The 26,223-nt window shown below is 57.9% G+C and carries 34 protein-coding genes; 10 read left to right on the plus strand and 24 right to left on the minus strand.

What is annotated here, in order from left to right; genetic code table 11:
• Positions 1-121: 121 nt before the first annotated feature.
• From F8N85_RS25315 to F8N85_RS35485, 3 genes are read right to left on the minus strand one after another with little or no spacing between them, the layout of a single operon-like run.
• Positions 122-451, minus strand: a complete 330-nt coding sequence (locus F8N85_RS25315) for an HNH endonuclease (protein ID WP_150806243.1) — start codon at positions 449-451, stop codon at positions 122-124.
• Between the two features lie 2 nt (positions 452-453).
• A complete protein-coding gene (locus tag F8N85_RS34635) occupies positions 454-627 on the minus strand; it encodes a hypothetical protein (RefSeq protein WP_191636261.1) in 174 nt (57 codons plus the stop codon).
• A 5-nt stretch (positions 628-632) separates the two neighbouring features.
• Positions 633-761, minus strand: coding sequence for a hypothetical protein (locus tag F8N85_RS35485; RefSeq protein ID WP_263596387.1), 129 nt, complete (start codon positions 759-761; stop codon positions 633-635).
• 79 nt (positions 762-840) lie between these two features.
• Here F8N85_RS35485 and F8N85_RS25320 point away from each other — a divergent pair, with 79 nt between their 5' ends.
• Positions 841-1,218: a hypothetical protein gene (locus F8N85_RS25320; RefSeq protein WP_150806244.1), complete on the plus strand. Its 378-nt coding sequence runs from the start codon at positions 841-843 to the stop codon at positions 1,216-1,218.
• A gap of 72 nt (positions 1,219-1,290) precedes the next feature.
• Here F8N85_RS25320 and F8N85_RS25325 read toward each other — a convergent pair whose 3' ends face one another.
• From F8N85_RS25325 to F8N85_RS35865, 16 genes are all read right to left on the minus strand, one after another.
• Complete coding sequence (locus F8N85_RS25325) at positions 1,291-1,485, minus strand: hypothetical protein (RefSeq protein WP_150806245.1); 195 nt, start codon at positions 1,483-1,485, stop codon at positions 1,291-1,293.
• 3 nt (positions 1,486-1,488) lie between these two features.
• Positions 1,489-1,821: a phage holin, lambda family gene (locus tag F8N85_RS25330; protein WP_150806246.1), complete on the minus strand. Its 333-nt coding sequence runs from the start codon at positions 1,819-1,821 to the stop codon at positions 1,489-1,491.
• A gap of 279 nt (positions 1,822-2,100) precedes the next feature.
• Positions 2,101-2,331 carry a hypothetical protein gene (locus F8N85_RS25335; RefSeq protein WP_150806247.1) on the minus strand — a complete coding sequence of 77 codons (231 nt, stop codon included), beginning with the start codon at positions 2,329-2,331 and terminating at the stop codon, positions 2,101-2,103.
• 755 nt (positions 2,332-3,086) lie between these two features.
• Positions 3,087-3,476: an antiterminator Q family protein gene (locus tag F8N85_RS25340; RefSeq protein ID WP_150806248.1), complete on the minus strand. Its 390-nt coding sequence runs from the start codon at positions 3,474-3,476 to the stop codon at positions 3,087-3,089.
• Positions 3,473-3,757, minus strand: a complete 285-nt coding sequence (locus F8N85_RS25345) for a hypothetical protein (protein WP_150806249.1) — start codon at positions 3,755-3,757, stop codon at positions 3,473-3,475. The genes F8N85_RS25340 and F8N85_RS25345 overlap by 4 nt, the downstream gene beginning before the upstream one ends.
• A complete protein-coding gene (locus F8N85_RS25350) occupies positions 3,750-5,120 on the minus strand; it encodes a site-specific integrase (protein ID WP_150806250.1) in 1,371 nt (456 codons plus the stop codon). Before F8N85_RS25350 ends, F8N85_RS25345 begins: the two co-directional genes overlap by 8 nt.
• On the minus strand, positions 5,107-6,483 hold the full coding sequence (locus F8N85_RS25355; RefSeq protein WP_150806251.1) for a replicative DNA helicase: 1,377 nt from the start codon (positions 6,481-6,483) through the stop codon (positions 5,107-5,109). The genes F8N85_RS25350 and F8N85_RS25355 overlap by 14 nt, the downstream gene beginning before the upstream one ends.
• The gene (locus tag F8N85_RS25360; RefSeq protein WP_150806252.1) at positions 6,480-7,265 is read right to left on the minus strand and encodes an ATP-binding protein; all 786 of its coding nucleotides are present in this window, start codon (positions 7,263-7,265) and stop codon (positions 6,480-6,482) included. Before F8N85_RS25360 ends, F8N85_RS25355 begins: the two co-directional genes overlap by 4 nt.
• On the minus strand, positions 7,262-8,044 hold the full coding sequence (locus F8N85_RS25365; protein ID WP_150806253.1) for a helix-turn-helix domain-containing protein: 783 nt from the start codon (positions 8,042-8,044) through the stop codon (positions 7,262-7,264). The genes F8N85_RS25360 and F8N85_RS25365 overlap by 4 nt, the downstream gene beginning before the upstream one ends.
• Entirely contained in the window at positions 8,041-8,637 is a 597-nt protein-coding gene (locus F8N85_RS25370; protein ID WP_150806254.1) for a hypothetical protein, read from the minus strand. The genes F8N85_RS25365 and F8N85_RS25370 overlap by 4 nt, the downstream gene beginning before the upstream one ends.
• The gene (locus tag F8N85_RS25375) at positions 8,634-9,362 is read right to left on the minus strand and encodes a Rha family transcriptional regulator (protein ID WP_224795742.1); all 729 of its coding nucleotides are present in this window, start codon (positions 9,360-9,362) and stop codon (positions 8,634-8,636) included. The genes F8N85_RS25370 and F8N85_RS25375 overlap by 4 nt, the downstream gene beginning before the upstream one ends.
• On the minus strand, positions 9,359-9,682 hold the full coding sequence (locus F8N85_RS25380) for a hypothetical protein (RefSeq protein ID WP_150806255.1): 324 nt from the start codon (positions 9,680-9,682) through the stop codon (positions 9,359-9,361). Before F8N85_RS25380 ends, F8N85_RS25375 begins: the two co-directional genes overlap by 4 nt.
• Positions 9,679-9,912, minus strand: coding sequence for a hypothetical protein (locus F8N85_RS25385; RefSeq protein WP_150806256.1), 234 nt, complete (start codon positions 9,910-9,912; stop codon positions 9,679-9,681). Before F8N85_RS25385 ends, F8N85_RS25380 begins: the two co-directional genes overlap by 4 nt.
• Positions 9,909-10,193, minus strand: a complete 285-nt coding sequence (locus F8N85_RS25390; RefSeq protein WP_150806257.1) for a hypothetical protein — start codon at positions 10,191-10,193, stop codon at positions 9,909-9,911. Before F8N85_RS25390 ends, F8N85_RS25385 begins: the two co-directional genes overlap by 4 nt.
• A complete protein-coding gene (locus tag F8N85_RS25395; RefSeq protein WP_150806258.1) occupies positions 10,190-10,549 on the minus strand; it encodes a hypothetical protein in 360 nt (119 codons plus the stop codon). The genes F8N85_RS25390 and F8N85_RS25395 overlap by 4 nt, the downstream gene beginning before the upstream one ends.
• A 252-nt stretch (positions 10,550-10,801) precedes the next feature.
• On the minus strand, positions 10,802-11,161 hold the full coding sequence (locus F8N85_RS35865; RefSeq protein WP_150806259.1) for a helix-turn-helix domain-containing protein: 360 nt from the start codon (positions 11,159-11,161) through the stop codon (positions 10,802-10,804).
• A gap of 42 nt (positions 11,162-11,203) precedes the next feature.
• Between F8N85_RS35865 and F8N85_RS25405 the strand changes: the two genes are divergently transcribed.
• The 9 genes from F8N85_RS25405 (at position 11,204) to F8N85_RS25440 (ending at position 15,260) form a co-directional block, all read left to right on the plus strand.
• Positions 11,204-11,953 carry a LexA family protein gene (locus F8N85_RS25405; protein WP_224795743.1) on the plus strand — a complete coding sequence of 250 codons (750 nt, stop codon included), beginning with the start codon at positions 11,204-11,206 and terminating at the stop codon, positions 11,951-11,953.
• Between the two features lie 235 nt (positions 11,954-12,188).
• A complete protein-coding gene (locus tag F8N85_RS25410; protein WP_150806260.1) occupies positions 12,189-12,569 on the plus strand; it encodes a LuxR C-terminal-related transcriptional regulator in 381 nt (126 codons plus the stop codon).
• 95 nt (positions 12,570-12,664) lie between these two features.
• Entirely contained in the window at positions 12,665-13,099 is a 435-nt protein-coding gene (locus F8N85_RS25415; protein ID WP_150806261.1) for a tellurite resistance TerB family protein, read from the plus strand.
• A gap of 2 nt (positions 13,100-13,101) precedes the next feature.
• The gene (locus tag F8N85_RS34640) at positions 13,102-13,272 is read left to right on the plus strand and encodes a hypothetical protein (RefSeq protein ID WP_191636262.1); all 171 of its coding nucleotides are present in this window, start codon (positions 13,102-13,104) and stop codon (positions 13,270-13,272) included.
• Positions 13,273-13,319: 47 nt separating this feature from the next.
• The gene (locus F8N85_RS35490; RefSeq protein WP_150806262.1) at positions 13,320-13,754 is read left to right on the plus strand and encodes a CopG family ribbon-helix-helix protein; all 435 of its coding nucleotides are present in this window, start codon (positions 13,320-13,322) and stop codon (positions 13,752-13,754) included.
• The gene (locus tag F8N85_RS25425) at positions 13,751-14,014 is read left to right on the plus strand and encodes a hypothetical protein (protein WP_150806263.1); all 264 of its coding nucleotides are present in this window, start codon (positions 13,751-13,753) and stop codon (positions 14,012-14,014) included. The genes F8N85_RS35490 and F8N85_RS25425 overlap by 4 nt, the downstream gene beginning before the upstream one ends.
• Positions 14,011-14,223 carry a hypothetical protein gene (locus F8N85_RS25430; protein WP_150806264.1) on the plus strand — a complete coding sequence of 71 codons (213 nt, stop codon included), beginning with the start codon at positions 14,011-14,013 and terminating at the stop codon, positions 14,221-14,223. The genes F8N85_RS25425 and F8N85_RS25430 overlap by 4 nt, the downstream gene beginning before the upstream one ends.
• A complete protein-coding gene (locus F8N85_RS25435) occupies positions 14,216-14,581 on the plus strand; it encodes a hypothetical protein (protein ID WP_150806265.1) in 366 nt (121 codons plus the stop codon). The genes F8N85_RS25430 and F8N85_RS25435 overlap by 8 nt, the downstream gene beginning before the upstream one ends.
• 103 nt (positions 14,582-14,684) lie before the next feature.
• Positions 14,685-15,260, plus strand: coding sequence for a hypothetical protein (locus tag F8N85_RS25440; protein WP_224795744.1), 576 nt, complete (start codon positions 14,685-14,687; stop codon positions 15,258-15,260).
• Positions 15,261-15,862: 602 nt separating this feature from the next.
• Here F8N85_RS25440 and F8N85_RS25445 read toward each other — a convergent pair.
• From F8N85_RS25445 to F8N85_RS25465, 5 genes are all read right to left on the minus strand, one after another.
• Positions 15,863-17,620, minus strand: a complete 1,758-nt coding sequence (locus F8N85_RS25445) for a DUF4214 domain-containing protein (protein WP_150806267.1) — start codon at positions 17,618-17,620, stop codon at positions 15,863-15,865.
• A gap of 250 nt (positions 17,621-17,870) precedes the next feature.
• The gene (locus tag F8N85_RS25450; RefSeq protein ID WP_150806268.1) at positions 17,871-19,982 is read right to left on the minus strand and encodes an acyltransferase family protein; all 2,112 of its coding nucleotides are present in this window, start codon (positions 19,980-19,982) and stop codon (positions 17,871-17,873) included.
• Between the two features lie 315 nt (positions 19,983-20,297).
• The gene (locus F8N85_RS25455; RefSeq protein ID WP_150806269.1) at positions 20,298-24,161 is read right to left on the minus strand and encodes a glycosyltransferase; all 3,864 of its coding nucleotides are present in this window, start codon (positions 24,159-24,161) and stop codon (positions 20,298-20,300) included.
• Positions 24,154-25,377 (minus strand): ABC transporter ATP-binding protein, encoded by a 1,224-nt coding sequence (locus F8N85_RS25460; protein WP_150806270.1) that lies wholly within the window; start codon positions 25,375-25,377, stop codon positions 24,154-24,156. Before F8N85_RS25460 ends, F8N85_RS25455 begins: the two co-directional genes overlap by 8 nt.
• The gene (locus F8N85_RS25465) at positions 25,374-26,168 is read right to left on the minus strand and encodes an ABC transporter permease (RefSeq protein WP_150806271.1); all 795 of its coding nucleotides are present in this window, start codon (positions 26,166-26,168) and stop codon (positions 25,374-25,376) included. The genes F8N85_RS25460 and F8N85_RS25465 overlap by 4 nt, the downstream gene beginning before the upstream one ends.
• Between the last annotated feature and the right edge of the window lie 55 nt (positions 26,169-26,223).

A 26,223-nucleotide genomic window follows, 5' to 3' on the forward strand; every position in this document is an offset into this window, starting at 1 on the left:
CAAAAAGGGAAAAAAACTACGCGTGCGGTCCCAGGTGGTCTAGAGCGCGAAGGCTCCAGACTTTCGAGGCGCCCCCTGCGATTCATTCTCACTTGGAGCTGATTTGGGCGGAATGCACGGCTCAGCCGCCCTGCTCTTCCCGCTGCTTCACGGAGGAGTGGCAGTTGGTGCACAGCGACTGCCAGTTGGTACGATCCCAGAACAGCGTCATGTCGCCACGGTGCGGCTCAATGTGGTCGACCAATGTAGTGGCAGTGACGCGGCCAAGACCTTCGCACATCACGCAAAGGGGATGAGCCAGGATGTAGGCCTTGCTCGCCTTCTGCCATGCGTAGGTGTACCCGCGCTGGTTTGACGTGCCCTTGTCGGTACGCCACGAACCTGGCTGCATGATTGGCAGCTTGTTGCCCTGAGTGCTTACGCGATTACCCAGCGCTTTCAAGCGAGTCATGGCTAGGCGTCCATGGCTAGCTTGGTCATCGCCAAGATCGCCCCTACCATCGCAGCAGGTGAACGTTGAGCAATCTCAGTCACCTCGCGAACCGCCAGTTCTACCTCTGCCTGCTCATCCGGCGGCATATCGCTGACCATGCCTTTGATCTGGTAATACTCGGACTTGGCACTCATCTATTTCACTCGACTGTTGCTTGAGGCCAGATGCCCTGGGCGAATGCCAGTGCTCCAGCGTGGTCGTGGTCTTCTTGCATGATCATTGGGAATGGCGGATAGCCAGGCGTGTAGACCCACCACGACTTCTTCAATGCGTTCTCTTGACGCAGAGCATTTTCCGAATCGTTGCAACTGGCAAAGTGACATCAAAATTAAGCCGACGGCGGTTTTATGCTGAACAGTTATGAGGTGCACTACTTGCTGGGCTCGAAGAAGCAGGTTGTCAAAGTCGCAGCCATCCGCATGAGTTCACTTCTGGCATGGAAAATTGCTCTCACTGATGCCGGGGAATGCGCTGGTCGCTTTCTTCCCGTGCGGTCCATCAATGAAATCTCCAGCATGGCAACCTGCTGGAACGTTTCGAGCGTCAGATGGAACAAGGCGGTGCTGTTCCACACGCTTCGCGAAATGACCATTCAGCACCGACTTCTTACATGCCCTTACCCTGCTGATCAGGTCGACCGTAACGCATGCGCGAACGTTGTTTGCGATGGTAGCAGCGGCAACTGCACGGCATTGGAAAAGCATCGTGAGCTTGAGCCGAGTTGAGCTATCCGCGACTTATCGCGAGTGATGCTTACCTCGCGCCACGAAACGGCGCATCTGAAATCGTGGCGCGGATTACTTACTCAGCTTCGGCTGCAGGATCACCCGGACAATCATCACCAGCAGGCCCAGCACGCCGTAAGCCATTGGAGGCAGCACGGCCTGCAGCGATGGCATCAGCTGCTCAGCCACGCCAAGAGCAGCGATAGCGCCGCCGGCCTGAACGCTGGTCATGCTCAGCGCTTGCTTCCAGTTGTCGATCAGTTGCATGGGTCACTCCGTCTTCTTGGGCAATCTGAAGTCAGTGAACCGGTCGGCCAGTGATGCGACCTTCTTCACGCCCAAGGTGCCAATGCATGCGCCCAGCGCAGCAGCGAGACTCGATGGGAGGTTGAAGTATTCGAGCAGCGGGAAAGCGCCGGCTGTGATCGCGCCGCACAGGCAGGACTCAAGGAACGCTTGTCGACGCCCGCCGCCGCCGTAGATGACGCGCAAGAAGGCGATCCAGCACGACAGCGCTGCGGCATAGAACATTGGGGCGTTCTGACTGAGCCATGCGGTGATCAGGAACCAGGTTTCCGGATTCTTCTCTGGCATATGTTTCATCCAGCGTCCTCCCTTGCGGGGAGCGTAATAGGTTCGGCCCCAGCAGCACTCCCGGCTTAGAGCGATGGGTGTGGTGGGGCCGAAAACGAAAAAGGCCCGCCGATATGGCGAGCCCTTGAAATAGGTGTGAGGGTCTTTCCCCTCCTGTCCGTCAGCGCTACTCCAGGGTGATGGAGCAAGAGCACGCTGACTGCCGGTGTTTATCGCACCACCGTACTACCGGCTTATCGGTGTCCAGGCATCCCGAAGGCCACCCCGGCTGTGGTAATACCCAAAAACTCAGCCGACCCCATACCCGTTGCGGATGGCGCAGAGCACCACCCACAGGCAGAAGCCGACGAACGCAATTAACACAATGTCATGCCAACCATCGATCAGCGGCGACGTGTACCGATACTGTGATTCAAACCACACTTTGTGCGCCACGGTCAGCGCAACGCAGCCGATAAGGCTTGGCCAGTACCAGATCCAGCACCAGGCGATCCAGCTGAAAATCCACGGTGGCGTCATTGCTAACTCCAGAAACGAAAAAGCCCCGCACGATGGCGAGGCCTTGAAATTGGCGGAAGGTGAAGGAGTCGACCCCTTACCGTTCCGACGGCTCCGGGTTCAAGCCGGATTGCTCACCAATGAGCGCCGTCTTCCAGAAACAAAAAACCCCGCACTGGGCGGGGTTCTTGACTGAACTGATTTAATTTATCGGGTATGCATCTTCGTGGCAGTCATCACAGACTGGTGTTCCATCAACGCTACTGGTCGCCTGCACATCGGGATGGTTCTCACACATCTCACCTTCTCGAGGCGGCGCCACTTCCTCGCATGAATCACACAAGCCTCTGCTGCTCAGTTCATTTTTCGTTTTAACATACTGCTCACCATTACAGTGGTTGCCGGATGCGCATTCAAAAGAGCAGCTATTACAAATCCGATCCCCATCGTGAACAACGTTAAGGTCGTCCTCAAACGCGAACACCTTCCCGCAGCTAGTGCAGGTGCATCGACAAACATCACAGGTTTGTTGCTGGCCTAACAACGGTTTTTCACATACATCACATAGATCAGACATACCCACCTCTCTATTGGCCGATTAGATCAGTATCAATGAAAGGCAGCGGACCCTCAACGCTATACAGTATCAATTCGCCACCTTAAGGTAGCGATACTAAAAAAGCCCGACACAATGGCCGGGCTTTCTCTGTGGTGTCGCGCTGAAACAGCTGAACACGGTGCTATAAAAACAGAGATTATCCGCGCGTAAAAGCTTTTTATGCGACTTCGCTCAATCCTTCCAGAACGCCATCAATCCACGCCACTCCAGACCTTACAAGCTCCCTCGCCTTCGCCTCGCTCATGTCATGCTTCTTGGCCAAACGAAGCATTGGCCACTTGGCTCCGTAGTAATACCAAATGAAGTCGCCCATCTGCTGGTTGCGCTTTGTCAGCCGAGCCACTGCCCCGTCAACGACCAGAGCATGATCATCGGTAATGACGAATCCCTCACTGGCGCTGACCGAAGGTACGTTGTCGCGCATCAAAGCCAGCAGTGGCGAGACATAGCGCGGGACGCCCATACCAGTCATGCGCCACCAGCCCCATTGCTCGAGCAGATACTCAGTATCGCCGAGGGCCCGTTTTAGTGGTTTTCGAATAGTCATGCGGCTTTCCTCGGGGTTGGTTCATTCATGCCAAACAGCTCGCGAAGCAGCTTGTCAGCGATCTTGCTTTTAGCGTTGCCCTCGGCGATCCAGCGCCGGGCGAACGCCTCAAAGCCCAGGGTTGCCCTTGAGCTGTGCCAGTCGGCCACGACATCCATGAAGGCCGCCGAACCGATACGGCCGTTAGTCTTTTCCAGCAGCAGTCGATTGCCCTGTTTCAAGAATTTGCATTCGACAGTCGTCAAGCTCTTGCGCGGCAATGCCGCCGTTACGTTACTCATTGTCGGCTCCGGCCTGGTCGTTTGGTTGGGTGCCCGCGGTCACTTCGGCGGCGCCTTTGGCTAATAACCTCCTCCCTTGCAATGGACACGGCGCAGCGCTGAAAGCCTTGCCCTTCATGGTCTGCTCGCCATTGTGGGTGTCGGCGCATCCCGCATATGTCCCACTGTGCAGCCGGGTGAAACCACGCTCATCGAGCCAGCTGTGCCAGGCTTCCAAGGCCTTGCGTTTCAGGGCTTCGGCCGTGGTGTGGATGTAAGCCTGATCGAGGTCTTTCATTGCGTGGTTCAACAGCAGCTCACCGACCATGTAGTCGACGCCGAGGTCCGTCCAGGCAGTGCGAGCCACCTTGCGCAGGTCGTGGCTGGACCACTCGCCGTGGCCGAGATCGGCGAACAAGGTGCTGGCCTTGGTCGCACTGATCGAGGCCCGGGCGCTGCCGGGGAACAGGTGCGGACCGTCGTAGCCGCTCGCCTGCTGGAGCGCCCGGTACCGACGCAGCAGCGCACAGAGCTGATCCGTCAGCGGCAGCGTGTGCTCGCTCTTGGTCTTGGTGTCGGGCGCCGGGATGAACCACTGCCGGGCGGACAGGTTGAGGTTCTTCCAGCGGGCCATCCGGGTTTCCCCGATCCGCGAGCCGTGGCACAGCATCATCAGGGCCAGCATGCCGCCCACCGGCGCCTGATCGAATCGCTCGGCCAGCAGCGGCAGCAGCGCGTCCAGATCAGCCCCGCGCAACCGGGCCGGCTTGGCCTTGATCTTGGTCTGCACGAAGTCGCCGAACTTCAGCGCCGTCATCGGACTGGCACCGATCATCGACAGCCGGAGCGCCTGACGGTGGGCCACGGCCAAGACGCCGTAGACCGAGCGCACGAACGACAGGGCATAGCGCTCCTGCATCGGCCAGAGCAGCAGCCGATCCAGCGTCGGACGATCCAGCTCGAGCAGCGGCACCGTCGACAGGCACGGCGCCAGGTGACACTTGATTGCCGACTGGGCACTGGCCTTACGCTTGGCCGACAAGCCTTTGTCACGGGTCATGCGGTCGACGTACCAGGTCAGCAGATCGCCGACGGTCTTCCAGTGGGTGGTGGTGGACACCGCCTTCGGGTCGGCCGAGCGGCGCGCCAGAATGGCGGGCAAGGTGGCCAGCATCGTCTTGGCGTTGAGGTCGGGATAATTGCCGGCCTTGCCCCAGACCCCGGCCACCACCACGTGCCATGCGCCTTTGGTACGGTCCACCGTCGAATAGCGAAACCGCAACGACGGGTGTCGAGGATCACGCAACTGCCGGATCTGATCTGGCCCATGCCGACGGATCTCGGCATCGGTCAGCGTTACCTGCAACGTCTTAGGCGCCTGCATAGCGATCCCCTTTTCCCTTGAACTTGCCGGCATAGGTCCGCCCCATCTCGACTTCTTCAGTGGTCGGCGGCTGCCCTTCGAAGTCGACAAACCGGACGAATTTGCCCTGCTGCTGGACCAGGCACGACCCCACACGCGCATGACGGACCTTGCCGACAATCAGCTCAGTGACCCCGTTCTGGCCTTCCTCGCTCTCCATGTCGCGGTGCACCAGGATCACCACATCGGCATCCTGCTCGATCTGCCCGGAGTCGCGGATGTCGCTGGGGCGTGGACGCTTGTCGGGTCGGTTGGTCGAGCCCCGGTTGAGCTGGGCCAGCACCACCACCGGGATCTTGAGTTCCTTGGCCAGGTTCTTCAGGGCTGTGGATATCTTGCCGACCTCCAGGGAGCGATTCGAACTGCTCTCGGCGCTGATCAGTTGGATGTAGTCGATCAGCAGGATGTTCAGCCCCTCCCGGCGTCGGCACTGGTGGGCGATTGAGCGAATGCGCGCCACCGTCATGCCCGCCTGGTCATTGACGTACAGTTTGGCGTCATTGAGCACGCTGACCGCGCTGGTGATCCGCGGCCAGTCATCGTCGCTGAGATCACCGCTGTCCAGGGCGCTCAGGTTAACCGCGCCGATGGACGCAATACCCCGCGTGATCAGCTCCTCCTTGGTCATTTCCATCGAGAACGCCAGGCCGGCGCCGCCGAGCTTGCAGGTGACGTGCTGAGCGATTTGCAGGCCAAGGATGGTCTTGCCGGAGCCCGTGAGGCCGCCGACCACGATCATGTTCCCCGGTCGCAGGCCACGCACCAGCTCATCAAGATCCTTCAGTCCGGTCGACAGGCCGTTGGGCAGGGTCTTGTTGAACTTGGCGTCAATGGTGTCGATCACCCCGGTCAGGATGTCGCTGGCTTTGAAGTAGTCCTGCTGGCCATCGTCCAAGTCGCGCAGATCGGCAGTGGCCTGCTGAGCCATGGCGATGATGTCCGCCACCGGCAGGTCCTCGCCGGCCTGATCGCGGATGACATCGGCGGCCTGGACGACCTGCCGCAGTACTGCCCGCTCCCGAACATGACGAGCGTAGGCTTTCCAGTTGGCCACGCTGGGCACGTTTTTGGCGATCTCGACCGCGAAGGCCAGCATGCTCCCGCCGTGCGGCAGGGTTGGCCGAAACACGCCCACCGTCACCGGGTCAATCGGATCGCCGGTCGCCTGGCAGTCAATGATCGCCTGATACAGCGCGGCGTTCTCCAGGTCGTGAAAGTCGGAGACCTGCACTTTGCTGGTGACTTCATCGAACAAGGACGGATCCATCATGATTGCGCCGAGCACGCCGTGCTCGGCCTCGAGGCTGAATAATTCGCGGCTCATGCAGCACCTCGCGCCGACGCCCAACGGAACAGCACCACCAGGCCGCCCTTGTCCCGTAGCCGGTCAACGGCACGATCCCCCAGGCACTGGCGCAACTCAGTCACGCCAAGATTGCTCACCACGAGGGTGGGCCTGATCTTTTCATACCGCCCGTTGATCACCTCGAACAGCACCTGCCGCTCGAAGTCGGTCCCGTGCTGGACGCCCACCTCGTCAATCACCAGCAGGTCAGGCCGGATCAGATCCGCATAGACATCCGCCTCGGTTCGTCCGCGGTTGCCAAACGTCGCCTTCACATCGCGAATGATTGAGCCGGCGGTCGCGTACAACCCCCGAAGCCCACTATGCCCATGCTCACGAATCGCACGCTGCAGCACGGCGGTGGCCAAGTGCGTCTTGCCTGTGCCGACCGTGCCCAGCAGCATCACCGACCGGCCAACGGCGTAGTTCTCGTCAAAGGCCGCAACGAACCCCTCGCACGCCGCATGAGCCCGAACCTGGTCGGGCATGCTGGCCTCCCAGTTGCCGAACGTGCAGCCCATGAATCGGTCAGGGATACCTGAATCGAGCAGGTACTCATTCAGCTTCCTGTCACGGTGGAGGTGCACCGCCTTTGACCGCAAATCAAAATCGGTGGAGTAACGCGCATCGAAATGGCAGCGCGGGCAGCCAAACCAAACCGGATCGGCGCCGAACAGCTGCACCAGGTTGTCAGCGAAGCGACCATGCTCATGGCATTCACCGACCCGGGTTTCCAGGGTGTACTGGGGTTTCGTGGTCATGGGTTCACGCTCGCAATACGGTAGGTGCCATCAGGAAGCCGCTCAAGTCCAGCCTCGTGGTCGATCTGGTCGAGGCCTGTGTGTTTCGAAGCGGTGCCACGAGCAGGCTTAAATTCGTCCGTCCAGCGCTCGCCGTTGAGCCAGGTAGAGGCGTTCGGGATGTACCGACCCTGATCCTTGGTCCAATCCTCGGAAGCGCAGTGACTGCCCAAGGCGGTGATCAGGATCTGGCGTAGCTCATCGCTCGGCTTCAGCTTCGCCCAAGCCTTGACGGCGTCCTTGCGTCCCTTCCTCTTCGGGTACAGCTTCCAGAACTGTTCAAACCCTTCATCCAAAAGCACTTTTCCACCGCCCGATGCCGAAGGGTTTTTAATGCTCTTTGTATTGTTGCTGTGTGTATTGCTCCCCTGCGTGTTTTCCGAAGGGGGTTCGCCGTCTTTTCCGAAGGGGTTCGCTGCGTTTTCCGAAGGGGTATTCGGAAAATCGAAGGGGTCAACAAGCCGAAGCCGTCGCTCAACAACGCGCTTCCCTTCACGAATCAGTTCCACTCGGAGATGCCCTTTTTCGACAAGACCGCTGATGATCTCGGACACCCGAGAAATCGACAGGTTGAAGAACTCGGCAAAGTGCGCGTTGGTCGCATAGCAGCCGCGCGGACCCGTTTCCAGGCTGGAGATCTCACCCAGCATGACCTTCTCAGTTGGCGATAAGGTGCGGTCCAGCCAGCGCTCGGCTGGAATCCAAACGCCTTGAAACTTGCGGGGAGTGTCGGTACTCATTGCAGCGTCCCCCCGTTCGAGCGGCCGAACTTCGCCACGATTCCAGCCATGTCTTCGAGCGTTCCTCCAGACAGACGCAGCACCAGAGCGCGCAGCGCCGAGGTGGCGTTAAGCGCTTCCACACAGGCGTTGCGGGTAGTCAGCGCATCGGGCGCCGTATGCGCAAGGGCCAAGCGAGCATTGTCGGCGGAGTTGTAGGCCATGCAGGCAAGTGCCAAGCTTTCCTGCTGATGGAGATATGCCGGCCAAAGCACTGGCAAGGTTGGTTCAATGAATGGGATGTGCATGACTGGCAACTCGGCACCCTCCAGTAGATGCTGCCCCATAGCATTCCAATGTTCGCCTGACACCTTTTTGGCATCGCCGCCTGTCTTGCGCCGAAACAGGACCTTGAGTGCCCAATAGGCCTCAACGAACGTGACGTAGGTGTCATCCTGCAGTTCTATCGCGCCGGCGTCGTCGAGATGCTCGATCGCGTCCTTCATGACCTCGAAGCATTTCAGGATAAGGGCTGCATCGCCGTACTTTTCAAAGTGCGCCTGATCAATTATCTCCATCGGTTGCTGCTCGGCGGTATCGTTTACTTTGCTCATGGCTTGACCTTCTGGACCAGGCGGAACCGGCCTTCAAAATACGGGTGAGTGGCCTGGGTGGCGCTGACCATCAGGGATTCGGAAATGAACCGATTGAATGCGGCTGTAACGTGGCTCTTCGACCAGACGAGATACTGCGAGCCGAGCGCATTCTCGTGACCGTTGCGAACCATGCCGGCGGGGTTCGGCTGGTTTGGCCAAGCCTTCAGGATGTAGTCCACGACAGCCCCGGACAGTCCATGACGCTCCAACATGCTTTCCTTGATGCGAGTGAGCGGGGAACAGTTCTGTGGGCAGTGATCCCATACCGTCGACTGGCTGAGATCTTCCACGCGGCGTTCGATCCGCTCCAACACCACCTGCTGCTCCCGCTGCTGGCGCTCTACGGCCACCAGGTGGTTCGCGTTTGCGGCGGTGATCTCTGCCTGGGTCATTGGTCGAGCGGCTTGCTCCTCGAGCGCCTGCCACCGATCAACCAAAGCGGCGGTGAATTCAGGGCTGAGCTGTGCGACCACCACGAAGCTGTCGCGCTTGCACACTTGGTACACGGCAACGCTCTGGCCAAGGTGATTTTTAACTTCCCCCAGTGGGGGTAGTTGAATGGTGCTGCGCTCTGCAAGGCGCTCAATGGATTGCTTGACCTTGTCGTGTCGCGAGCCAACCAGATCAGCGATCTCTTGCGAGGACATGACGGCATCGCCGCCTTTGAATGGGGTGATGGTCATATCGCGACTCCAGCCATGGTAACGAGGGTTTCGGGCGTCTCACCTGTGAGGGCGGCAAGGCGGCCGAATACGTAGTTGTGGATTTCGGCAGAGCTGGCCCCTTTGGCATCGAAAGCGTGCAGCGCCATCAACGCACCTATCACGCGCTGGGCTTGGGCGAGCTTCTCCGCAGGGTCGACAGTGAGCTCGGCACGTCGCAGGAACTCGTCAATCACTTCGAGCACAGACCGGCGCTCAATGCAGCCAGCGTTGAATGAGCCGTATAGCCGCCAAGGTGAGCTTGGAAGTGGGCGTTTGGATTTTGGGATAGAGGTTTTCATACCGGCACCTGCATCACGTCCATCAGCTCAATAATTTCGTCCTGAGCCTGATCGGACAAAAGCTGCACCGCTTCGTGAACAACCATTTCGTTTCCAGCCTCAAGCTGAGCTGGCCCATCACCAGATGCATCAATCTTGAAAAGATCGTTTTCCAGCAAGATGTCAGCGAGCCCGCGGATCACGCGAAGACGAGCCTCGATCTTGTTGCACAATTCTCGAGCACGATTCATGTCCGCATCTCCGCAGTGCGCGACACGTTTTGCGATCTCGCGTTTTGTGTCGCCACATTGAGTTGCTGGCCAATTTCTTCACAGTGGCAAGAGGCGGTGTTCGCAGCATCGGCAGCCAAGTCCCGGCCGATGTCGATCAAGTCGCGGATGCGCTGACCGACATCGCTCTGGTTCGACGTCAGACAAAGCAGGACTTCAAGCTGACGAAGAGAGCGCTTGGCGATTTCAAGATTCTCAAGAGCGTCGCAGGCGATTTGGCTGGTGGTGCGTGGAGTAGTCATTGAGCGATTACTCCAGCCTGAAAGCTGGCAGGTGCTATCCATCCGGGATCATTCAGATGCCCGGCAATCCCAAGTAGGGCGAGGTTTGTTGCTTTGCAGTCGTCGGCCCAGAGGTCGTAGTCCGGATGGTTGCCTGCTGATTGCTTCGCCACCCATTCGGGCAGTTCGCGACGGCAGCGCAACTCGTTGAGATACGACCACCACCTTGAAGCGTGGGCGCGTTCAGCTACGATTAATGCTGCCACGGCGAACTTCTGCTCCTGCGTCATCGTGACGATGATTGCGACAGAGCTTTCCTCGCTATTTGGCTCGGAGTGTTGCGCCGATAGTTCGGTGGTGTTATTTTTTGAGTGCATTAGTGCCTCGACATGATATGTCGATTGAAAGAAAGTCACTTGCTCGATACAAGGGACTGCTTAGAAAGCCCGCCTCGATAGCGGGCTTTTTGTTGCCTGACAGAAAGTCAGCCGGACAACAAATACTGGGGTTGGCGCTTGTTCATTCTCGCTGCTCAATCAAATCGGCAAACGCCAACAATTGGAAGGCGCTGAACAGGGGCTCCGCAGGGCCTTCCGTTTTTTGGGTAATTGTGTCGAGTCGGAGCTTAGTCATGAAGCGAGGGCCTCAGGAGGGGCGAGTTTCGCTGCTGCTCCCTCACTGGATGGATTAACAGCGGAATCGACACACTGCCGGAAGGTGTCAAGTCGGCGTATCGTTTGATTCAAGGTCGACGGAGTCACCGCCCGAGGGGTTGCCTGGCTCGCCAAAGATTCGGGGAACACGTCCTCGAGATGGCAAGCGACCGAGAGAATGTTGAGTGCCGCTACAATTTCACGGGCGTCACTCAAGCTAGGCGTTCTGTTTCCTGCTTCGTAATTTGCAAGTCTTGACTGCTTCCAGCCAAGCTTCCGATAAAGGACAGCTTGGGATATACCGGATTGTTCTCGGATTTGCCGGATTCGATTCATTGCCTAGTCCCACGGGTAATTCGCTCAGGATAAACACATATCGTGATTAAAACAAACACAATTAGTGAGACATCAAGCGAGCTGCTCGTGATTAAAATCACACTTATGAAGAAAACTATTGGCTCACGAATCGCTTTTTATCGACGGCTTCGACAGCTCTCACAGGCCCAGCTTGCTGAGGCTTGTGGGTGGAAATCACAATCGCGGGTTGGAAATTACGAGAGGGATACTCGAGAGCCATCGTTTGATGACTTGATGAAGATCGCGAAGGCTCTAAATATCAGCCCAGCTGTACTCGCAGACTTTAGCGGCAACCCAAGTCATGATCCGGAAAAAGCAGTGCTGGCCTTCGACGCTAACGTCGAGCCCGCACTGAGCCCTACTCGGTTTTTCGAATATCCAGAAATAAGCTGGGTTCAGGCAGGAGCCGCAATGGAGGCGCTGGAGTTGTCCAATATTTCCGCCTGCGAAATGCACCCATCTGACGCATGGGCTGGGCCGAACGGCTTCTGGCTTAAAGTGCGCGGGCCATCCATGACGTCGAGTAATGGCATCAGCTTCAGTGAAGGGATGGTAATCCTGGTGGCGCCAGGCTTTGACGTGGAGAGCGGTCAGTACGCCGTTGCCAAGATGATCGATACCAACGAAGCTACCTTCAAACAGTTTATTTGGGATTCTGGGCGAGCCTTCTTGAAGCCTTTAAACTCAGCGTTCCCCACCATTGAAGTTGACGATGAGTGGACGATTGTTGGTCGCGTCATGGATGCGAAGTGGCCGAGATCTGTGCTCTAACCTTCCATTCGACGCGCTTTACCAACCGGCTCTAATCATTCCCATCTAAAGACCCGGCCCGATGCCGGGTCTTTTTTTGTTGCTCTACCCTCCTTTCCCCCGACTCAATCCCTTTCATTGCCCTCGCACCAAGCGGGATACTTTTCATCATCACAAAATAATCACGCTTTGTGATTGACAACAAAATCACAATTCGTGATTATCGCTTCATCGCTACCAAGCACGGAGCTAAGCCATGACTACCATCACCGCCGGAAACTGGAAAGGAACACTGGGCCAAGGTCTGGCTCCTCGCGAACTTGAAGCCACGCTGTGGGCTGCTGCCGATCTGACGTTCAAGGAGATCGCGCGACTGATGGGCGTAGCTCCGAAAACCGTTGAGAAACGACTGGAAGTGGCGCGCTTCAAGCTTGGTGCTCGCACAGTTCGCGGCCTGGTGATGGAAGCATTTAAGCGCCAGATCATCAGCCCTATCGCGGTCGGCCTTATCGCCGTGGTTGCGGCGCACTCCGTGCTCGGCGACGACCAAGGCGTTCGGAACCAACGCGTTGGTGAGCGCCGGATGGAGCAACGCACTGCGGGTCGGCGTGCAGACGACATTCGACTGGCGGCATAACCGCTAACTAACCCAGCCAGATTTTTGCGAAAGCCAACAACGCGGCGGGCCTTTGCTCGCCCTCAAGAAAGATCCACAACTAAGAGGAAACACCCATGTTCGGCAAATTGTTCGGCAAGAAAACCGGTCAGGCCCGCGCTGCGGTCGCCAAGCTGGCCAACCGCGACCTGATGGAGGCGGTGGTGTACGGCAGCATCTACGTCGCAGCAGCTGATGGTGACCTGGAAGAAAGCGAGCTGGCCAAGGTCGAAGCAATCCTCAGCAATAACCCTGCTCTTCAGGGCTTCGGTGCTGAGCTTTCAAACGCCATCGACCGCGCCAAGACCGACTTCAAGTCCGGTCCTCGCATCCTGCGCCAGAACGCCGAGAAAGAACTGAGTGATCTGGCGCACAGCCCATCCGAAGCCCTGACGGTACTCAACGTGATGCTGACCGTGGCCGAAGCTGACGGTGAGATTGAAGACAGCGAAATGAAGGCCTTGGAGCGTAGCGCCAAGCTGTTGGGCCTCAATCTGAAAGACCACCTGTAACCATGCTGGCCAGGCTCAGGAACAAGGCTCGATCACTGGTGGCCTTCGGGCTCGCTGGTGGCGTGGTCTTCGTCGACTCGGCCAGCCGCATTCTCTCGATGGTAGGCGACCTTGTATTGGTCGCCCTCCTCTTGATGGTGCTGATGATCGGCAAGAAACCAAGCTGCGATTAAAGCGATGGGGTGGTGAAGCGCCACCCCATCAGCCTCAGGAGATCAACATGAGCACCACCCAATACGATTCCCGTACCGCTGACAAGTTTGTGGTTCGCCTGCCCGATGGCCTGCGTGCCGAGATCGAAGGTGCCGCCGATCATCTTGATCGAAGCATGAACAGTATTTTTGTCCAGGCTACTCGTCAATACCTTGACGCTCAGCAGCGCCAGCAACTGCTCCTCGATACTTTGGCCGAATTGGCCGCCATCAAGGCCCAGGCTGCGTCCTTCAACATCGACGAACACGTTCGGATGGCTGCCGATGCAGGCCGGTACCGCTGGCTGCGCGATGCAGCACTGGGCACGGGATGCGCGAACGTGCCCATGGTTCGTATCGGTGCCGGAGACCCGGTAGGTGGCGACGATCTGGATAAATTAGCTGACGCTGCCGGGCTCAATTGGCCAATGCCCGATGAGTTTGCCGAGGAACTGGCGTCATGAAGACCGTCATCCTTTTGACTTTGCTGCTGGCCTTTGCCGGTAGCGCCAAAGCCGACAGCCTGCCCTGGGGCGTGCGCGTTATCCACGACGATGCTCGCGGCGTCACCTGCTGGCATTACGTAGGCGTCAATCAGGGCGGCATCAGCTGTCTGCCCGACGCCCAGATCCATCGCCAGCAGGCCAGAGCCGCCGACGATGACCAGCCAACCCCGGCGACCACCCCTGCCCCTCACAGCCATGAAGAGAGATTCCAGTTATGAGCGTGAATACCGCAGCTGGTACCCGCATCACCGTCGGCCGCACCCGGGCCGGAGAACTCGCAAGTCTCGGCTCGCGCTTGGTGCGCCTCGGCCAGATGCTCCAGGACGACCAGACCAAGATCGGCGAACTGATGTGCCTGGCTGCTGACTGCCGCTTCAATCTCAATCTGCATGTGGCGGCTGATTCAAGAGGTCGGGAAGATGAGTAGCTCTCTCGCCCAACTGGCACTCAAAAAGGCTCGAGCGCGGATGGCAGGCCAAGCTGTCTGGATCAAGCCGGACCCAATGAAACCAACCTCAATTCATGTCCGAAAAAAGGAACAGGCAGACGATTCCGCAACTTTGCGGAGTCTTGGGGTGATAGTCGATGGACCAATAAATCACTTCATGTTTTTGGAAGGCCGCCGCCTTGCTTTGGACTTGGCCAAATCGCTAAGCGCACTTGGTGCGCACGAGGTGATCATTAGTTTGCAGCGGTCGGCGGTTGGCCGGCCAGGCAGTTACGCGCAGGGCATCGTGTCGGTGATTGATCTGATCAGGGAGGCCAGCCATGCGAATGAAGCCTGAGCACGCGGATCGGCTCGGCGAATTGCTGAAGCTGCCAAACCTGAGCCCACGCAGCAGCCTGATTCTCGCTCGAAGGATTGCCCGTTACATCAGCACGGAACGCGTGCAGACCCGTGCCTACTTCGCCGCCGAAATCAAAAAAGCAGAGGGTGGACTGCCATTCACGCGGCGCCAACTGACCACGATCAAAGCCGCACAAAAGGCTGCATCAAAATCGCACAAAGAAACCTTGCTCAACATTGGCACCTGGCTCTACCAGAACGACGAAATGCTAACAGCGCGCTATGGCTTTGATGGCATCTGCGACGTCCTCGAGGTCAATCCCGTGCACCGTGCCGAGGTAATCGAATACGCAGAGGATATGCGGCGAGCGATATCAGCTATCGCGTTCGTTTCGGGGTTTGAGGACAGCGCCAGCAAGCAGTCAGGGAGGCACCCGGAAGACTGGAAGGATGGCCCGCTATTCGATGTTTTCATGCAAATGATGAGGAAAGCCATGGTCGAGAACCGTTCGACGATGCCTGACCCGTTCGCACCTGGTGGTCCCTTCCACGGCATGCCAACCTATTACCAGCAACCCGACGGCACCATGGCCCGCAAAAGCGTTTCGCTGTTGGTGCACAGTCCAGACGGCAGCAGCCGGGTGTTTGAGCGAATAGTGGAGAAGGCCAAAAAGTGAAGTTCTGAACCGAGGCAGAAAATTCCTGGTTCGTGTTTTTCTATACGGTAATGGTGTTGGGTGTCACGAGAATGAAGGGCTTGGCGGCCTTTCCAATAACATGGCAGGTTGGGCGTAACGCAGGGGATGACGCTGGAGCGGTTGGGACAGGTAGGACGGGGAAGACCAGTGCAGCGGTTACGGGTGGGTGTAGTGCTGGAGCATTTCGATCAATTCAGCGGCTCGCACAGCCTTATTTGCGCGATTAAGGAAAACCGCAGCTACGCTGTTCAGGAGATATGAGTCAAGTGTTAAGTAACAAAAATGCAGCAGGGTTCACGTTTCCAACCTTTTCACCCCGTCGGGCTAGCTGCACGGCGGGATTATAATGACCTCGAGAGCGACCCGCTGATTCATCCGACAGAATGCGGATAAGGTGTCGTTTTGGGATATGCAGCCGGGTTTCATTGAAAATGTTTCTGCTGTTGATGATTGATTGATCTTGAGGTCAGGTAGTTTTATCAAATCGCGCTCATTAAAAAACCCGCCCTTTTAAGGAGGCGGGTTTTTCGAGAGCCCTTCACCAAGCCCGAAGGCCGGTGTTGGATTCACATCAGCGCTTATCAGACGTAGCTGATAACACCGTTTGCTACCGACACGTGATCAGCAGTTACGCCAGTCAGAGTGATAACAGCAGCATCGCCGGAAAGAACTACAGTGCCAGCAGCATCTACAGTAGTTGTCGCGCTGCCGTGTTTTGCAGTTTCGATAACAACTTGAGTACCGGTAGCGCCTTTAACCAGGAAGAACTCCAGTGCGTTACCGTTACCAGTGGTCAGAGCACCATTGTTGAACGTGTAAGCGGAGCCCAAAACGATGCTATCGCCAGCGCCGAAAGCGTTAGCAGCTGTAGTACCGATCGAGTAGTCGGTGCCCGCAGCAAGGTTGGCTTTGTCGGCGAAGAAGAACACGTCTTTTGCGACAGTAGCCGAAGCATCAGGAGCAACACCAGCTGCGATTTTGTGCAGGGTAACGCCAGTCGAAGCGAAGGCATCAACAGCAACAAGAGCTTTTGCTACTGCGTCATCCAGTACCTTGGCTTGGTCATTGATAGCTTTAACTGCAGCGACGTCAACGTCAGCAGCTTGAGCTTTAACAAGAGTTGCATCCGCAAGCACTTTGGTATCTGCCAGAGCGGAGAATTTAACTACCGCTGTGTCAACGAGATCTACTGCTGCTTTGGTAGTGTTAACTGCAACAACAGCAGCATTCTTAGCTACGTCGATAGAAGCTGTGGCTTTGAAGGTCGCCAGGTAAGGAACGTCTTTCAGAGCAGCATCCAAGGCAACGCGCTGGGCAGCAGTAGTGCTACCAGCAACATAGAAATCGTACAGAGAGCCAGAGTTAGTGATGCTTACATCGACAAGTGCAGCTTTAGCGATAACACCAACAGAGAAGGCAGTGTCAGCAGTCAGACCAGCTTTCACGCCTGCAACGTCTGCAACTTTAGCAGCTGTCAGAGAAGCGTTGGTTTTAGCAGCTGCTTCATAAGCTGCACCTTTGGTTTTTGCATCAGCGCTCAGCAGAGCGCGTGCAGCTTCCAAGGCGGTGCTGGCGTCAGAGGCACGAGTAACCAATACAGTTGTGCTTGGTTCGCCAGAAGCGGCAAGACGGAAAGCAGCAGCATCGTTGGTGATTGCGCTGATTTTTGCAGCATAAGACGACAAAGCATTAATTGCGTCAGTGTCGGACACAGCTACGTTAGCAGCCAGCTTGGCAACCAATGCATCTACTGCAGCAGTTTTGGCAGTGTTGTTAGCTACAACTGCGTTTTGAGCAGCGTCCAGAGCAGCGATCAGACCCTGTGCAGGAACCAGACCAGCCAGAGTACCGTTGGAGATGGTAGCCAGAGCAGCGGTAACCGAAGCAGGAGTGCTGTCTACACCAACCAGTACAGCTGTACCAGCTGCTGGGTTGTAAGCAGCACCAGCAGCGTCAGTGTAAGTCTGAGCAACAAAAACTTTGTTGTTGATAGTAGCTTGGTCCAGCGCGCCCAGGTTGGTCACCATAGTAGCAGCCAGAGTATCGGCAGTTACGGTGCCTTTAGCCAAAGCATCAACCCAGAAAGCTTTACCAGCAGCGTCAGATGGACGACCAAGAAGGTTGGTGTAGATCTTGTCAACCAGGGCAGCAGGAGTCAGACCTGCGTAAGCAGCCTTGTACTCGGCGCTCAAGGTGAAGCCAGTAGCTACGGTCTTGATGGTAGCTGTGCCTTTAACGATAGCGTCAGCCCAGAAAGCCTGGCCAGCGCTGTCAGCTGCGCGGCCCAGGTAAGCTACGTAAAGTTCTTGTACTGCTTTGAGTTGTGCTTGAGTTGCCATGTGAGGTACTTCTCCAAAATTAGTCGAATCGACAGGCAGGCGTTGTGTTAGCGGGCCCGTCGGCCCCAGCCTGATGCCCCCCCGTTCAAAGGGGTAGCTCCTTCATAGATAATCACTTCAGCCAAAAAAGCTTAGTCCAGTACGTTTTAATTCCATGCATATACCTAGACAATTTGGCATAAAGCGCTGCCATCCTACACAGCTTCCCTACCTCGAAACAAGAAAATTCCTACAAGGATTTACCTTTTTTTTATAAGCCAGAAGTCGCTGTTGCGGCTTTCCCCAATGGCATAAGGCGTTTTGCCATAAATTCGGTGAAATCTTTTAAAAGCGTCAAGTTTCCGTCTCCGCTTAAATGATCGCCATCCAGGAACAGCGGCTTGCCATTTCGGAAGGCATTGCACTCCTCACCCGGGCACAAAACAGGGAACGGGTCCCATACCGAAGCACTCGGAAGTTGCCGAATTATTTCAGCGAAAGACTGCATGACCGGTTTGCGATAACTTTCCAGCAGCTGCTTGGACACACTAAAGCCCGGGGCGCAAATCGGGTTGTTGTGGTTAAACCAGTCGGCGCAACGAAAGGGCGGCGCGCGGAACAACGGCTTGGGCCCTTCAAAAACGATGTGCACACCCTTGTCGGAGAATTCCTTGAGGACATTCACCGCGTCTTTCACCGCCCGCTCGCGTCCGGCATCGGCAGCCGGCCCGAACATTTGTGCCGCAGCCTCTGCTTCGCCAAAGTACGCCCACTGATCGGACAGCCGCGCCAGACGCAGCGACGGCAAAAACAAGATATCGCCGGGCTTGAGCCGTTTGTGCAGGTCTTCCAGCGACGCTTTGGCGTACTGCTGGCATTGCGCGTTATCGTTTTCCCGGAACGGTTGCAGGCTGATGAACGGGCAGCCGCCGTTGTTGTAGGCAAATATCTGGGTGCTGTTGCGCATCGCGTATTGCTTGAACAGGCCTTCATACGCCAGCGCATGGGAGTCGCCAATCACGTAAATGCTCTGCTCGTTGATCGGCCGCGGCGTCGCACAGTTGTAGGGCTTGTAGCTCATCATCAAGCCACCGCCGACAGTGTGGTACTCGGGCTCGGCGAGGCAACCGGGATTGTCGGCGCTGAACCATGACCCATGGGGGTACCAGTCATCCTGGTTCTTGCTCAAGGTGCTGAGAGAAATCTGGTGCAAATTCAGCGCGATCCGCTCCGCGCCCCACCAGCTGGCGCCGACGAACGCCAGGCCGAGCACGATGACGGCGGTCTGTGGCAGACGACGGATGGCGTGGGAATGGCGAATCGGGTTTTCAATCAGTTTGTACGAAGCAATCGCCAGGGCAAACGTCAGCACCACGGCCAGGACGCGCAGCAACGGCGTGTCGATCCCGACTGTCCAGCGGAACAGCACAAACACCGGCCAGTGCCAGAGGTACAGGGAATAGGAGATGCGCCCGATGTACACCAGCGGCGCGTTACCCAACAGCGTGTGCAGACGACGCAGGTGTGGATGGCGATGCAAGCAGTAGATCACCCCGACGGTGCCCAGTACGGCAGGCAAGGCGCCAGGAAACGGGAAATGCGCGGGCGAGGAAAACGCCAGCGCGGCTAACAGCAGCAACAGCGACAGTGCGCCGAAGATCCCGCGCCACGGCCCCGGCGACACGGTTTCGAGCACTGGTTTCTGTTGGGTCAATTGAAACAGCAACACACCCGCGGCCAGTTCCCAGAAACGGCTCGGGGTGAGGAAGTAGGCTTCGGTCGGGCTGACGCTGCTCTGCCAACCGGCGAACATCAGCGAGGCGATACCCGCTGCGACGAACAGGCCAATGGACAGCGCGCGACCTTTAGGACCACTGAGCCAGGCCAGGAACATCAACGGGAAGACCAGGTAGAACTGCTCCTCGACCGCCAGTGACCAGGTGTGGGTATAGGGGTTGAACTCAGTGGTAGGGGCGAAATAGTCGCGACCGGTTTGGGCCAGGATGAAGTTGCTCAAGCCGAAGAACGCGTACAGCCCGGTCTTCTGGTTAACCGCGCTGAGCCACGAAGTGGGCACGAACAGCGCGGTGGCGTAGGCGGTCACCAGCAAGCAGACGATCAGCGCGGGGAAGATCCGCTTGATCCGCCTGGCGTAGAAATAGGCGAAGAATTGCAGCAGGCCACGGCCACGAAAGCTGACGATCGAGGCGCTGACGACGAAGCCAGAGATGACGAAAAACACATCAACCCCGACAAAACCGCCCGGCAACCATGGACCGTGCAGGTGATAGATCAGCACCGCAAGCACGGCCAGGGCGCGCATGCCGTCGATATAGGGGTAATAGGCTGTGCGCGTAACAGCGGGTTGCGGTGTAGAAGTCATCGGGTTATCTCGGCAAAAAACGCTGCAACCCTACCCACCTTCCTACCTGTAAACAAGACAGGGAGAACGTCGCTGTGGGGTTTTTCTGATCGGGTTAGCATGGATTAATTTTCATATATTGTTAGCTAGCTAATAGCGAGGTCGCTATCTGTGGCAACGGACTGACCCTATCGCGGGCAAGCTCCGTCCACTGTGGGAGCGAGCTTGCTCGCGATGGACTCAAGGGCGGCGCATTTATTCAGAAAGTACGCGTTATCGTTAACGTCCATCGCGAGCAAGCTCGCTCCCACACCAAGCAGCACTGCCCGCGAAAACTCAGGTAGCGGTTGCCGGCGAATCTAACAATAGGCGCTGAAGGTTGGCGGCACTTTGCTGCCAGGTCAGCCAGGCCATGGCGGTGGATGCAGGCTGGAAGCCCTCTTCCAGCCAGCGCTCGACCGCTGCGGCCAGTTGCTGCGGATCATCGGCGCTGAAGAAGCACGCGTGTTGCGTGGCCACTTCGCGGAACACCGGGATGTCGCGCGCCAGGATCGGCAGGCCTTTTTGTGCCGCTTCGATCAATGGCAGGCCAAAGCCTTCGTCTTCGGAAGCGGCGAGCAAGCCATTGACGCTGGAGTAGATGAGCTCAAGGAATTCATCACTCGGACCGTCGAGCCAGAACAGACGCTGGCCCTTTTCCGGATGGTTGGCCAGGCGCGCGAGCAGTTGCGGAATGCTGCGCTGCTGATCCAGTGGCAATTGCTGCCAACCGGCACGACCGACGATCACCAGATTGACGTCTACCCCTTGCTCCCACAGCAGCGTGAACGCTTCGACGGCTTGTAGATAACCTTTGCGGGGTTCGAGGGTGCCGACCATGAGCACGCTTGGGCGCAAGGCCAAGGTTGCCATGAGCTTGTCGGCGCCAGCGGGCAGGCCCTGGCTGGGCGCCGAGCTCGACAGATCGGCGCCGTGGTGAGAGTGGTCGAAGGTGAAATGGTCGATTCGATCCGGCACTGTCTGCTGCATCCACTGACGCAATTCGCCCGCCACGGTATTGGTCACGCAGACCGCGCCGTCGAGCCTGGCGACGTGGCTCAGCCATTCGGTGAAGTGTTGGTCGGCTTGCGGCGGGAACAATTCCGGACGGGTCACCGGCAACAGATCATGAACCAGCATCCGACAGTTGACGCCCCCGGTCTGCAGGCGCGTGTAAACACCCGCCAGACTGGCCTGAACCAGCGCATTGCCGGAAATATCCAGGGCAATCAGTTGGTCGCCAGGACCATAATCGATGCCTCGATCCACCAGCACATCGGGCAAGCCGAGCAGTTTGGTGGTGAAGGCACTGGCATAGCGATAATGCCAATGACCGCCGATATCGGAGAGGTACACCGGCTCGACTCGCACGCCAGCCGGTGGCTGGTTGAGCAAGGCCAGGGTCAAGGCTTTGGCCACGCGCTCGATACCGCTGTGACGGTCAACGGCATAGGTGCCGGTCACGTCCAGCAGCAGTTGTCGAGGGCGCAGCGGGTCGATGTGGCCTTGCAGCAGCTGTTCAGCCAGGGCTAGCACTTCGTTGGTTTCACGTACTGGTATCGGCAGTTCGGCCAAGGTGTGCTGCAAGTCCTGTTCGACCTGGCGATTGCGTTGGCTGTATTGCTCGATCGCGGCGTGATACAGGCCGGCACAATGCTGCGGCGCGTGTTGCTGCTCGATGACGTCACGCCCACGCTGGCCCAGGGCACTGCGCGCCTGAGGGTCGTGGCGCAATAGCTGCAGCGCCTCGACCAATTGGGCATTGCTGAAGGCATCGGGCAAGCGGTACACGCCCTGCTCTGGCAGGTCGGCCATGCTGCCGTTGGCGTTGACGATGGTTGCCAGCTGGTGGTTCATGCAATCGAGCACCGCGGCTGAGGTTTCGCCACGGGATAGACTGCGCAATTGCACCGCCACGTCGGCAGCCGCCAGGTAATGCTCGAAAGTGGCGCTGTCAGCCCAACCGGTAATGCTGATACGCGAATTGGTGCCGATGTCAGCCAGCTGTTTACGCAACCGCTGGGCATAGTCGTCAGTGCCGAGATCGCCAACGAAGACCAGATGGCAATCGGAGTCGCTGGCCAGGTCCGAGGCCCGCCAGGCGTCGAGCAGTCGGTCGTTGAGTTTGGTTTCACCCAGCAAACCAAAGCTGCAGACGACGAACGCGTCTTCAGCCAAGCCCAGCGCCGCGCGGCTCAGGGAACGGGTACGAGCCTTATCGCTCTGATCGGCCAGTTCGCGTAGCAGCGGGATCTGCACCCAATCGGCACACGCCGGCGCGCCGTACCACTGTTCGGCCAGGCGCAAGGAGACCGCCGAATGGACAATCACCCCTTGGGCACGTTGCAGGATGCTGCGGTTGAACGGGTAACGTACTGCGATCTGGCGCTCGTCTTGCCCGGCTTCGATCAGTGCGCTGTAGCCATGGCTGTAATACAGCTCGCGCATTTTGATGCCACCGAAGGCCGGACGGTTTTCCATCGCCCAGATCAAGCCGCTCAGGTAGAAATCGTGCAGGACAATGATGCCGGGCACCTCGTCCAGCAACTCGACCATGTAGCAGTGGAAGGCCGCATTGCCGAAGTGATAGAGCACGGCGCTGTAGCTGTCGGCGTTGTTGCGCAGCCAGTCCGGGTCGCGCAGTTGATAGCCGCTGCCGGTGGGGTGCGCGCTACCTTGTTCGACGATGACGTCGATCTGGTAGTACTTGGCCAGGGCCGGCAACAGTTCGGCGGTGTAGTCGGCAATGCCGGTCCGGTCCGGAGGCATCGGCGACACGTAGGCCAGGCGCGGACGCTCATTGAGTGGCTGCGGGGCCGGCGCCATGCGCGCAGGATCCAGCAGACGTTGCACGTCCTTACCCAGTTGCAGGACCCGTGGCGAATAGCTGATCAACAGCTCCGCCAGAATCGGCTGGGTCAGTCGGTTCAACCGGGCGGTCATGCTGCGCATCCGGCCTTTGAGGCCAGGCACATAGTTGACGGCCATGCGTAACGCCTTGGCCAGACCCGGCTTGCTGTTGACATAATTCAAGGCGCCGAACACCGGCCGGCTGACACTCAGCGCTAAACCGCGCTTGAGCGTGGCGCGGTCCATGTGGCGAAGGGTATCGGCCACCTGGCGCATGGGCCGGGTCATCCGCCAGGAGCGGCTGGTGTATATAAGCCGCAGTTCGCTTTCAACCACTGCAGCGCGCTCGGCGTTGCTGGTGCAGAGCTTGGCCAAATGCTCGACGTATTTGCCTTGCTCTTCAAAGTCCTTTCGTTGCGCGCGGAACTGCTCTTCCAGGTCCTGGCGCTGCGCATGTACCTGGTCAAATTCCAGGCGTTGCCCGCGGAACTGCTCTTCAACGTCCTGGCGTTGCGCGTGCAACTGGTCCTCAAGGCGTTGAAGGTGTTGCAGGTTGCTTACCGCGTACTGATCATGGCGCTGCGCCATGGTCGGCAGATCAAGACCGTAGCTTTTGCTGAACAGGTCGCCGAACGCATCCTGTGCCTGCGCCGCGGGCAATGACTTGCGCGCAACGATGGCGTAATCCGGGCTGACACCGTAAAGCACTTGCCACACACCGATGTGGGCCTCGGGATCGTGCAGCGCGGGATCTTCTTGCAGGCGCACGATCTTGCTTTGGGCAAAACCGGAGTGCTGGCAGAGGAACTCCAGGAAGATTGCCGGGACCGGGCGCTCGTGGGTGGGGTCCAAATAGAAATTGTTGGTCCCCACGATCAGGTTTTCGGCGTTGGGCGTTTCCAGGATCAGCAGGCCCTGGGCGCTCAGGGTACGCTGAGCCTCTTTGAGCAGCGCTTGCAGATAGTCGAAGGTCAGGTGCTCGACCACGTGGAAAGCCGAAATAAGGTCCAGGCTTTCGTCGGGCAGCGCCTGCAATGCCTCGAGGGCATCCTGATTCCGCGCTTGCAGGCCACGCTCATGGCAGGCCGCAAGCATCGAATCGTCAAGATCCACACCTTGCGCGTCCAGACCTTCTTCCGTCAGCAGTTGCAGCCATTCGCCGCGCCCACAGCCGATATCAAAGGCCTTTGGTCGTGGATTGACCTGGCACAAAGCAGTTAGAAACGGACGATAGCCTTCGAGGCGCGCCCGAATTTCTTCACGGGAAGCGCGAAAGCGCTCCTCCAGTGCACGATAAAAATCATCACTCATGGTGTTGACGACTCTCCAGTTGAACACCCAGCCAGGCAACGCCTGCAAATTCACGCTGACTGCGGTTAACCACTTCAAACATCAAAGCGCGTTCCTGCCAGGCATAGTTATGCTCGATATGCCCGGCGTGGCTGTGTAGAGCCAGGGTGATGGAGTAGCTTCCCGGGCCGATATTGGCCGGAAAAGCAAACGACCACGACAGATCGGATTCCGCGGCGATGTCATAACACACCTTGTCCAGCAGCCGGGTGTTAGTGCCGAATACATCCTGGCCATAGCGGTCCTTGATCAGGAACCCGAGCACCAGGTTGGGAATAGCCACGTGGGCACGGACCGCTACATGCAAGTGCACGCTCTGGCCGACATCGACGATTTCCACCGGCTGGCCGGCGTCATCACACATCTGCTGGCTGAGAAATTCGGCCTCGCCAGTACCCGAGAGCAAAGCGCCCTGGCTTTGTGGGTCGGCAATGATCTGCTGGTCCTGGTGGGCCGCGAGCAGCGCGTTGTAGTAGTCCATTACCACGTCGGGCTCGCCTTCCATGGCGACGGTGCCGCCATCGAGCAAAATCGCCCGATTACAAATGCTTTGAATCGCCTGTTTGTCGTGACTGACCAACAGCAGGGTCGTGCCTTGACGGGTGAACTGGCGAATGCGGTCAAAGCTTTTGTGCTGGAAGTAGGCATCGCCCACCGACAGGGCTTCGTCGACGATGAGGATTTCCGGGCGCTCGGCGGTGGCCACGGCGAAGGCTAGACGCGCCTGCATGCCGCTGGAGTAAACCCGCACCGGCAGCTCGAAGTAATCACCGATTTCGGAAAACGCATGCACTTCATTAATGAAGCCATCGATCTGCTGCTGGGTGTACCCCATCAGTCCCGCGACGTGATAGACGTTCTGCCGTCCTGTCAGCTCGGAGTGGAAGCCCATGCCCAGTTCGAGGATCGCCGACACCCGGCCATTGATCCGGACACTCCCGGTGCTGGGTTTGAGGGTGCCGGTGATGATCTTCAGCAGCGTGCTTTTACCGGCGCCATTGAGGCCGATCAGCCCCACTGCCTCGCCGGGCTTGAGTGCAAAAGAGATGTCTTTGAGGACCCACTTGCGGACCACCGATGGCGTGGAAATACCCAGCCAGGACAGCACGCGCTGACTTTCGCGTGCATATTTATTGAAGGCCTTGCCAATGCCTTCGACACTTAGCGCAGCCTTCATAACACGTCCACCACTTCATCTATGGCGCGGTGATAGAGCGCCGCCGCGATCAGCAGGGCTACCACCGCGAACACCGCCGGGTAGACCAACAGGGAAAAATCCGGTGCCCGACCGTAGACCAATACGCTCTGATAGGCCTGAACGATACCGGTCATGGGGTTGATGTGCAGGTAACGGCTGTATTTCTCGGCGATCATCTCGATGTTGTAGACCACCGGGGTCAGCCAGAAGCCGAACTGCAGCACGATGGTAACGACCTGACCGATGTCGCGGAAAAATACATTCAACAACCCCAGGGTCAGGCCCAGCCCCAGGGCCAGACCCATCAATAACAAGGTCAGCACTGGCAGCCAGAGTATTTGCAGGTTCGGGATGTGCCCCAACAAGGCAAAGATCGCCAATACCGAGGCCAATAGCACCAGGTTATTGAGCAAGGCACTGCCACAGACAATGGTGGGCAGGGCCAGTCGCGGGAAGACCATTTTTTTCAGCAGGTTGCCGTTTTCAATGAAAACGTTCAGGCAACGGCTGACGATCTCGGCGAACAAGGTCCAGGCCAGGATGCCGGCAGTGAGGTAGATCGGGTACGCATAGGTGCTGTTCAAACCGGGCAGTTTGGCAGCCATGATCACCGACAGCACAAAGGCGTAGATCACAACCTGGGCCAGCGGGTAAAGGACAATCCATAACAGGCCAAGGCGGCTGCGCACCACCTTCGACACGAACTCATTGCGAATCGAGTTTTTTATGAAGTGGCGAGCCTGCCAGAGTTCGCTAAGCGTTGTGTTCAATCAAGGCATTCCTGTTCGGGACCGTTAGCGGACGGTATAGGGGCATAGACCGGAA

The sequence above is a fragment of the Pseudomonas fluorescens genome (genome assembly GCF_902497875.1).
In the GTDB taxonomy this organism is placed as follows: Bacteria; Pseudomonadota; Gammaproteobacteria; order Pseudomonadales; family Pseudomonadaceae; genus Aquipseudomonas; species Aquipseudomonas fluorescens_BR.

Excerpts from the sequence above, each read along its gene's own strand:
- F8N85_RS25455 (WP_150806269.1), bottom strand. The coding sequence starts at position 24,161 with ATGAGTGATGATTTTTATCGTGCACTGGAGGAGCGCTTTCGCGCTTCC.
- F8N85_RS25370 (WP_150806254.1), bottom strand. The coding sequence starts at position 8,637 with ATGAGCAAAGTAAACGATACCGCCGAGCAGCAACCGATGGAGATAATT.
- F8N85_RS25360 (WP_150806252.1), bottom strand. The coding sequence starts at position 7,265 with ATGACCACGAAACCCCAGTACACCCTGGAAACCCGGGTCGGTGAATGC.
- F8N85_RS35865 (WP_150806259.1), bottom strand. The coding sequence starts at position 11,161 with ATGAATCGAATCCGGCAAATCCGAGAACAATCCGGTATATCCCAAGCT.
- F8N85_RS25385 (WP_150806256.1), bottom strand. The coding sequence starts at position 9,912 with ATGAATCGTGCTCGAGAATTGTGCAACAAGATCGAGGCTCGTCTTCGC.
- F8N85_RS25325 (WP_150806245.1), bottom strand. The coding sequence starts at position 1,485 with ATGCAACTGATCGACAACTGGAAGCAAGCGCTGAGCATGACCAGCGTT.
- F8N85_RS25330 (WP_150806246.1), bottom strand. The coding sequence starts at position 1,821 with ATGAAACATATGCCAGAGAAGAATCCGGAAACCTGGTTCCTGATCACC.
- F8N85_RS25435 (WP_150806265.1), top strand. The coding sequence starts at position 14,216 with ATGAGTAGCTCTCTCGCCCAACTGGCACTCAAAAAGGCTCGAGCGCGG.
- F8N85_RS25415 (WP_150806261.1), top strand. The coding sequence starts at position 12,665 with ATGTTCGGCAAATTGTTCGGCAAGAAAACCGGTCAGGCCCGCGCTGCG.
- F8N85_RS25340 (WP_150806248.1), bottom strand. The coding sequence starts at position 3,476 with ATGACTATTCGAAAACCACTAAAACGGGCCCTCGGCGATACTGAGTAT.
- F8N85_RS25460 (WP_150806270.1), bottom strand. The coding sequence starts at position 25,377 with ATGAAGGCTGCGCTAAGTGTCGAAGGCATTGGCAAGGCCTTCAATAAA.
- F8N85_RS25335 (WP_150806247.1), bottom strand. The coding sequence starts at position 2,331 with ATGACGCCACCGTGGATTTTCAGCTGGATCGCCTGGTGCTGGATCTGG.
- F8N85_RS25430 (WP_150806264.1), top strand. The coding sequence starts at position 14,011 with ATGAGCGTGAATACCGCAGCTGGTACCCGCATCACCGTCGGCCGCACC.
- F8N85_RS34640 (WP_191636262.1), top strand. The coding sequence starts at position 13,102 with ATGCTGGCCAGGCTCAGGAACAAGGCTCGATCACTGGTGGCCTTCGGG.
- F8N85_RS35490 (WP_150806262.1), top strand. The coding sequence starts at position 13,320 with ATGAGCACCACCCAATACGATTCCCGTACCGCTGACAAGTTTGTGGTT.
- F8N85_RS25380 (WP_150806255.1), bottom strand. The coding sequence starts at position 9,682 with ATGAAAACCTCTATCCCAAAATCCAAACGCCCACTTCCAAGCTCACCT.
- F8N85_RS25395 (WP_150806258.1), bottom strand. The coding sequence starts at position 10,549 with ATGCACTCAAAAAATAACACCACCGAACTATCGGCGCAACACTCCGAG.
- F8N85_RS25445 (WP_150806267.1), bottom strand. The coding sequence starts at position 17,620 with ATGGCAACTCAAGCACAACTCAAAGCAGTACAAGAACTTTACGTAGCT.
- F8N85_RS25365 (WP_150806253.1), bottom strand. The coding sequence starts at position 8,044 with ATGAGTACCGACACTCCCCGCAAGTTTCAAGGCGTTTGGATTCCAGCC.
- F8N85_RS25375 (WP_224795742.1), bottom strand. The coding sequence starts at position 9,362 with ATGACCATCACCCCATTCAAAGGCGGCGATGCCGTCATGTCCTCGCAA.
- F8N85_RS25425 (WP_150806263.1), top strand. The coding sequence starts at position 13,751 with ATGAAGACCGTCATCCTTTTGACTTTGCTGCTGGCCTTTGCCGGTAGC.
- F8N85_RS25450 (WP_150806268.1), bottom strand. The coding sequence starts at position 19,982 with ATGACTTCTACACCGCAACCCGCTGTTACGCGCACAGCCTATTACCCC.
- F8N85_RS34635 (WP_191636261.1), bottom strand. The coding sequence starts at position 627 with ATGAGTGCCAAGTCCGAGTATTACCAGATCAAAGGCATGGTCAGCGAT.
- F8N85_RS25315 (WP_150806243.1), bottom strand. The coding sequence starts at position 451 with ATGACTCGCTTGAAAGCGCTGGGTAATCGCGTAAGCACTCAGGGCAAC.
- F8N85_RS25390 (WP_150806257.1), bottom strand. The coding sequence starts at position 10,193 with ATGACTACTCCACGCACCACCAGCCAAATCGCCTGCGACGCTCTTGAG.
- F8N85_RS25410 (WP_150806260.1), top strand. The coding sequence starts at position 12,189 with ATGACTACCATCACCGCCGGAAACTGGAAAGGAACACTGGGCCAAGGT.
- F8N85_RS25355 (WP_150806251.1), bottom strand. The coding sequence starts at position 6,483 with ATGAGCCGCGAATTATTCAGCCTCGAGGCCGAGCACGGCGTGCTCGGC.
- F8N85_RS25345 (WP_150806249.1), bottom strand. The coding sequence starts at position 3,757 with ATGAGTAACGTAACGGCGGCATTGCCGCGCAAGAGCTTGACGACTGTC.
- F8N85_RS25320 (WP_150806244.1), top strand. The coding sequence starts at position 841 with ATGCTGAACAGTTATGAGGTGCACTACTTGCTGGGCTCGAAGAAGCAG.
- F8N85_RS25350 (WP_150806250.1), bottom strand. The coding sequence starts at position 5,120 with ATGCAGGCGCCTAAGACGTTGCAGGTAACGCTGACCGATGCCGAGATC.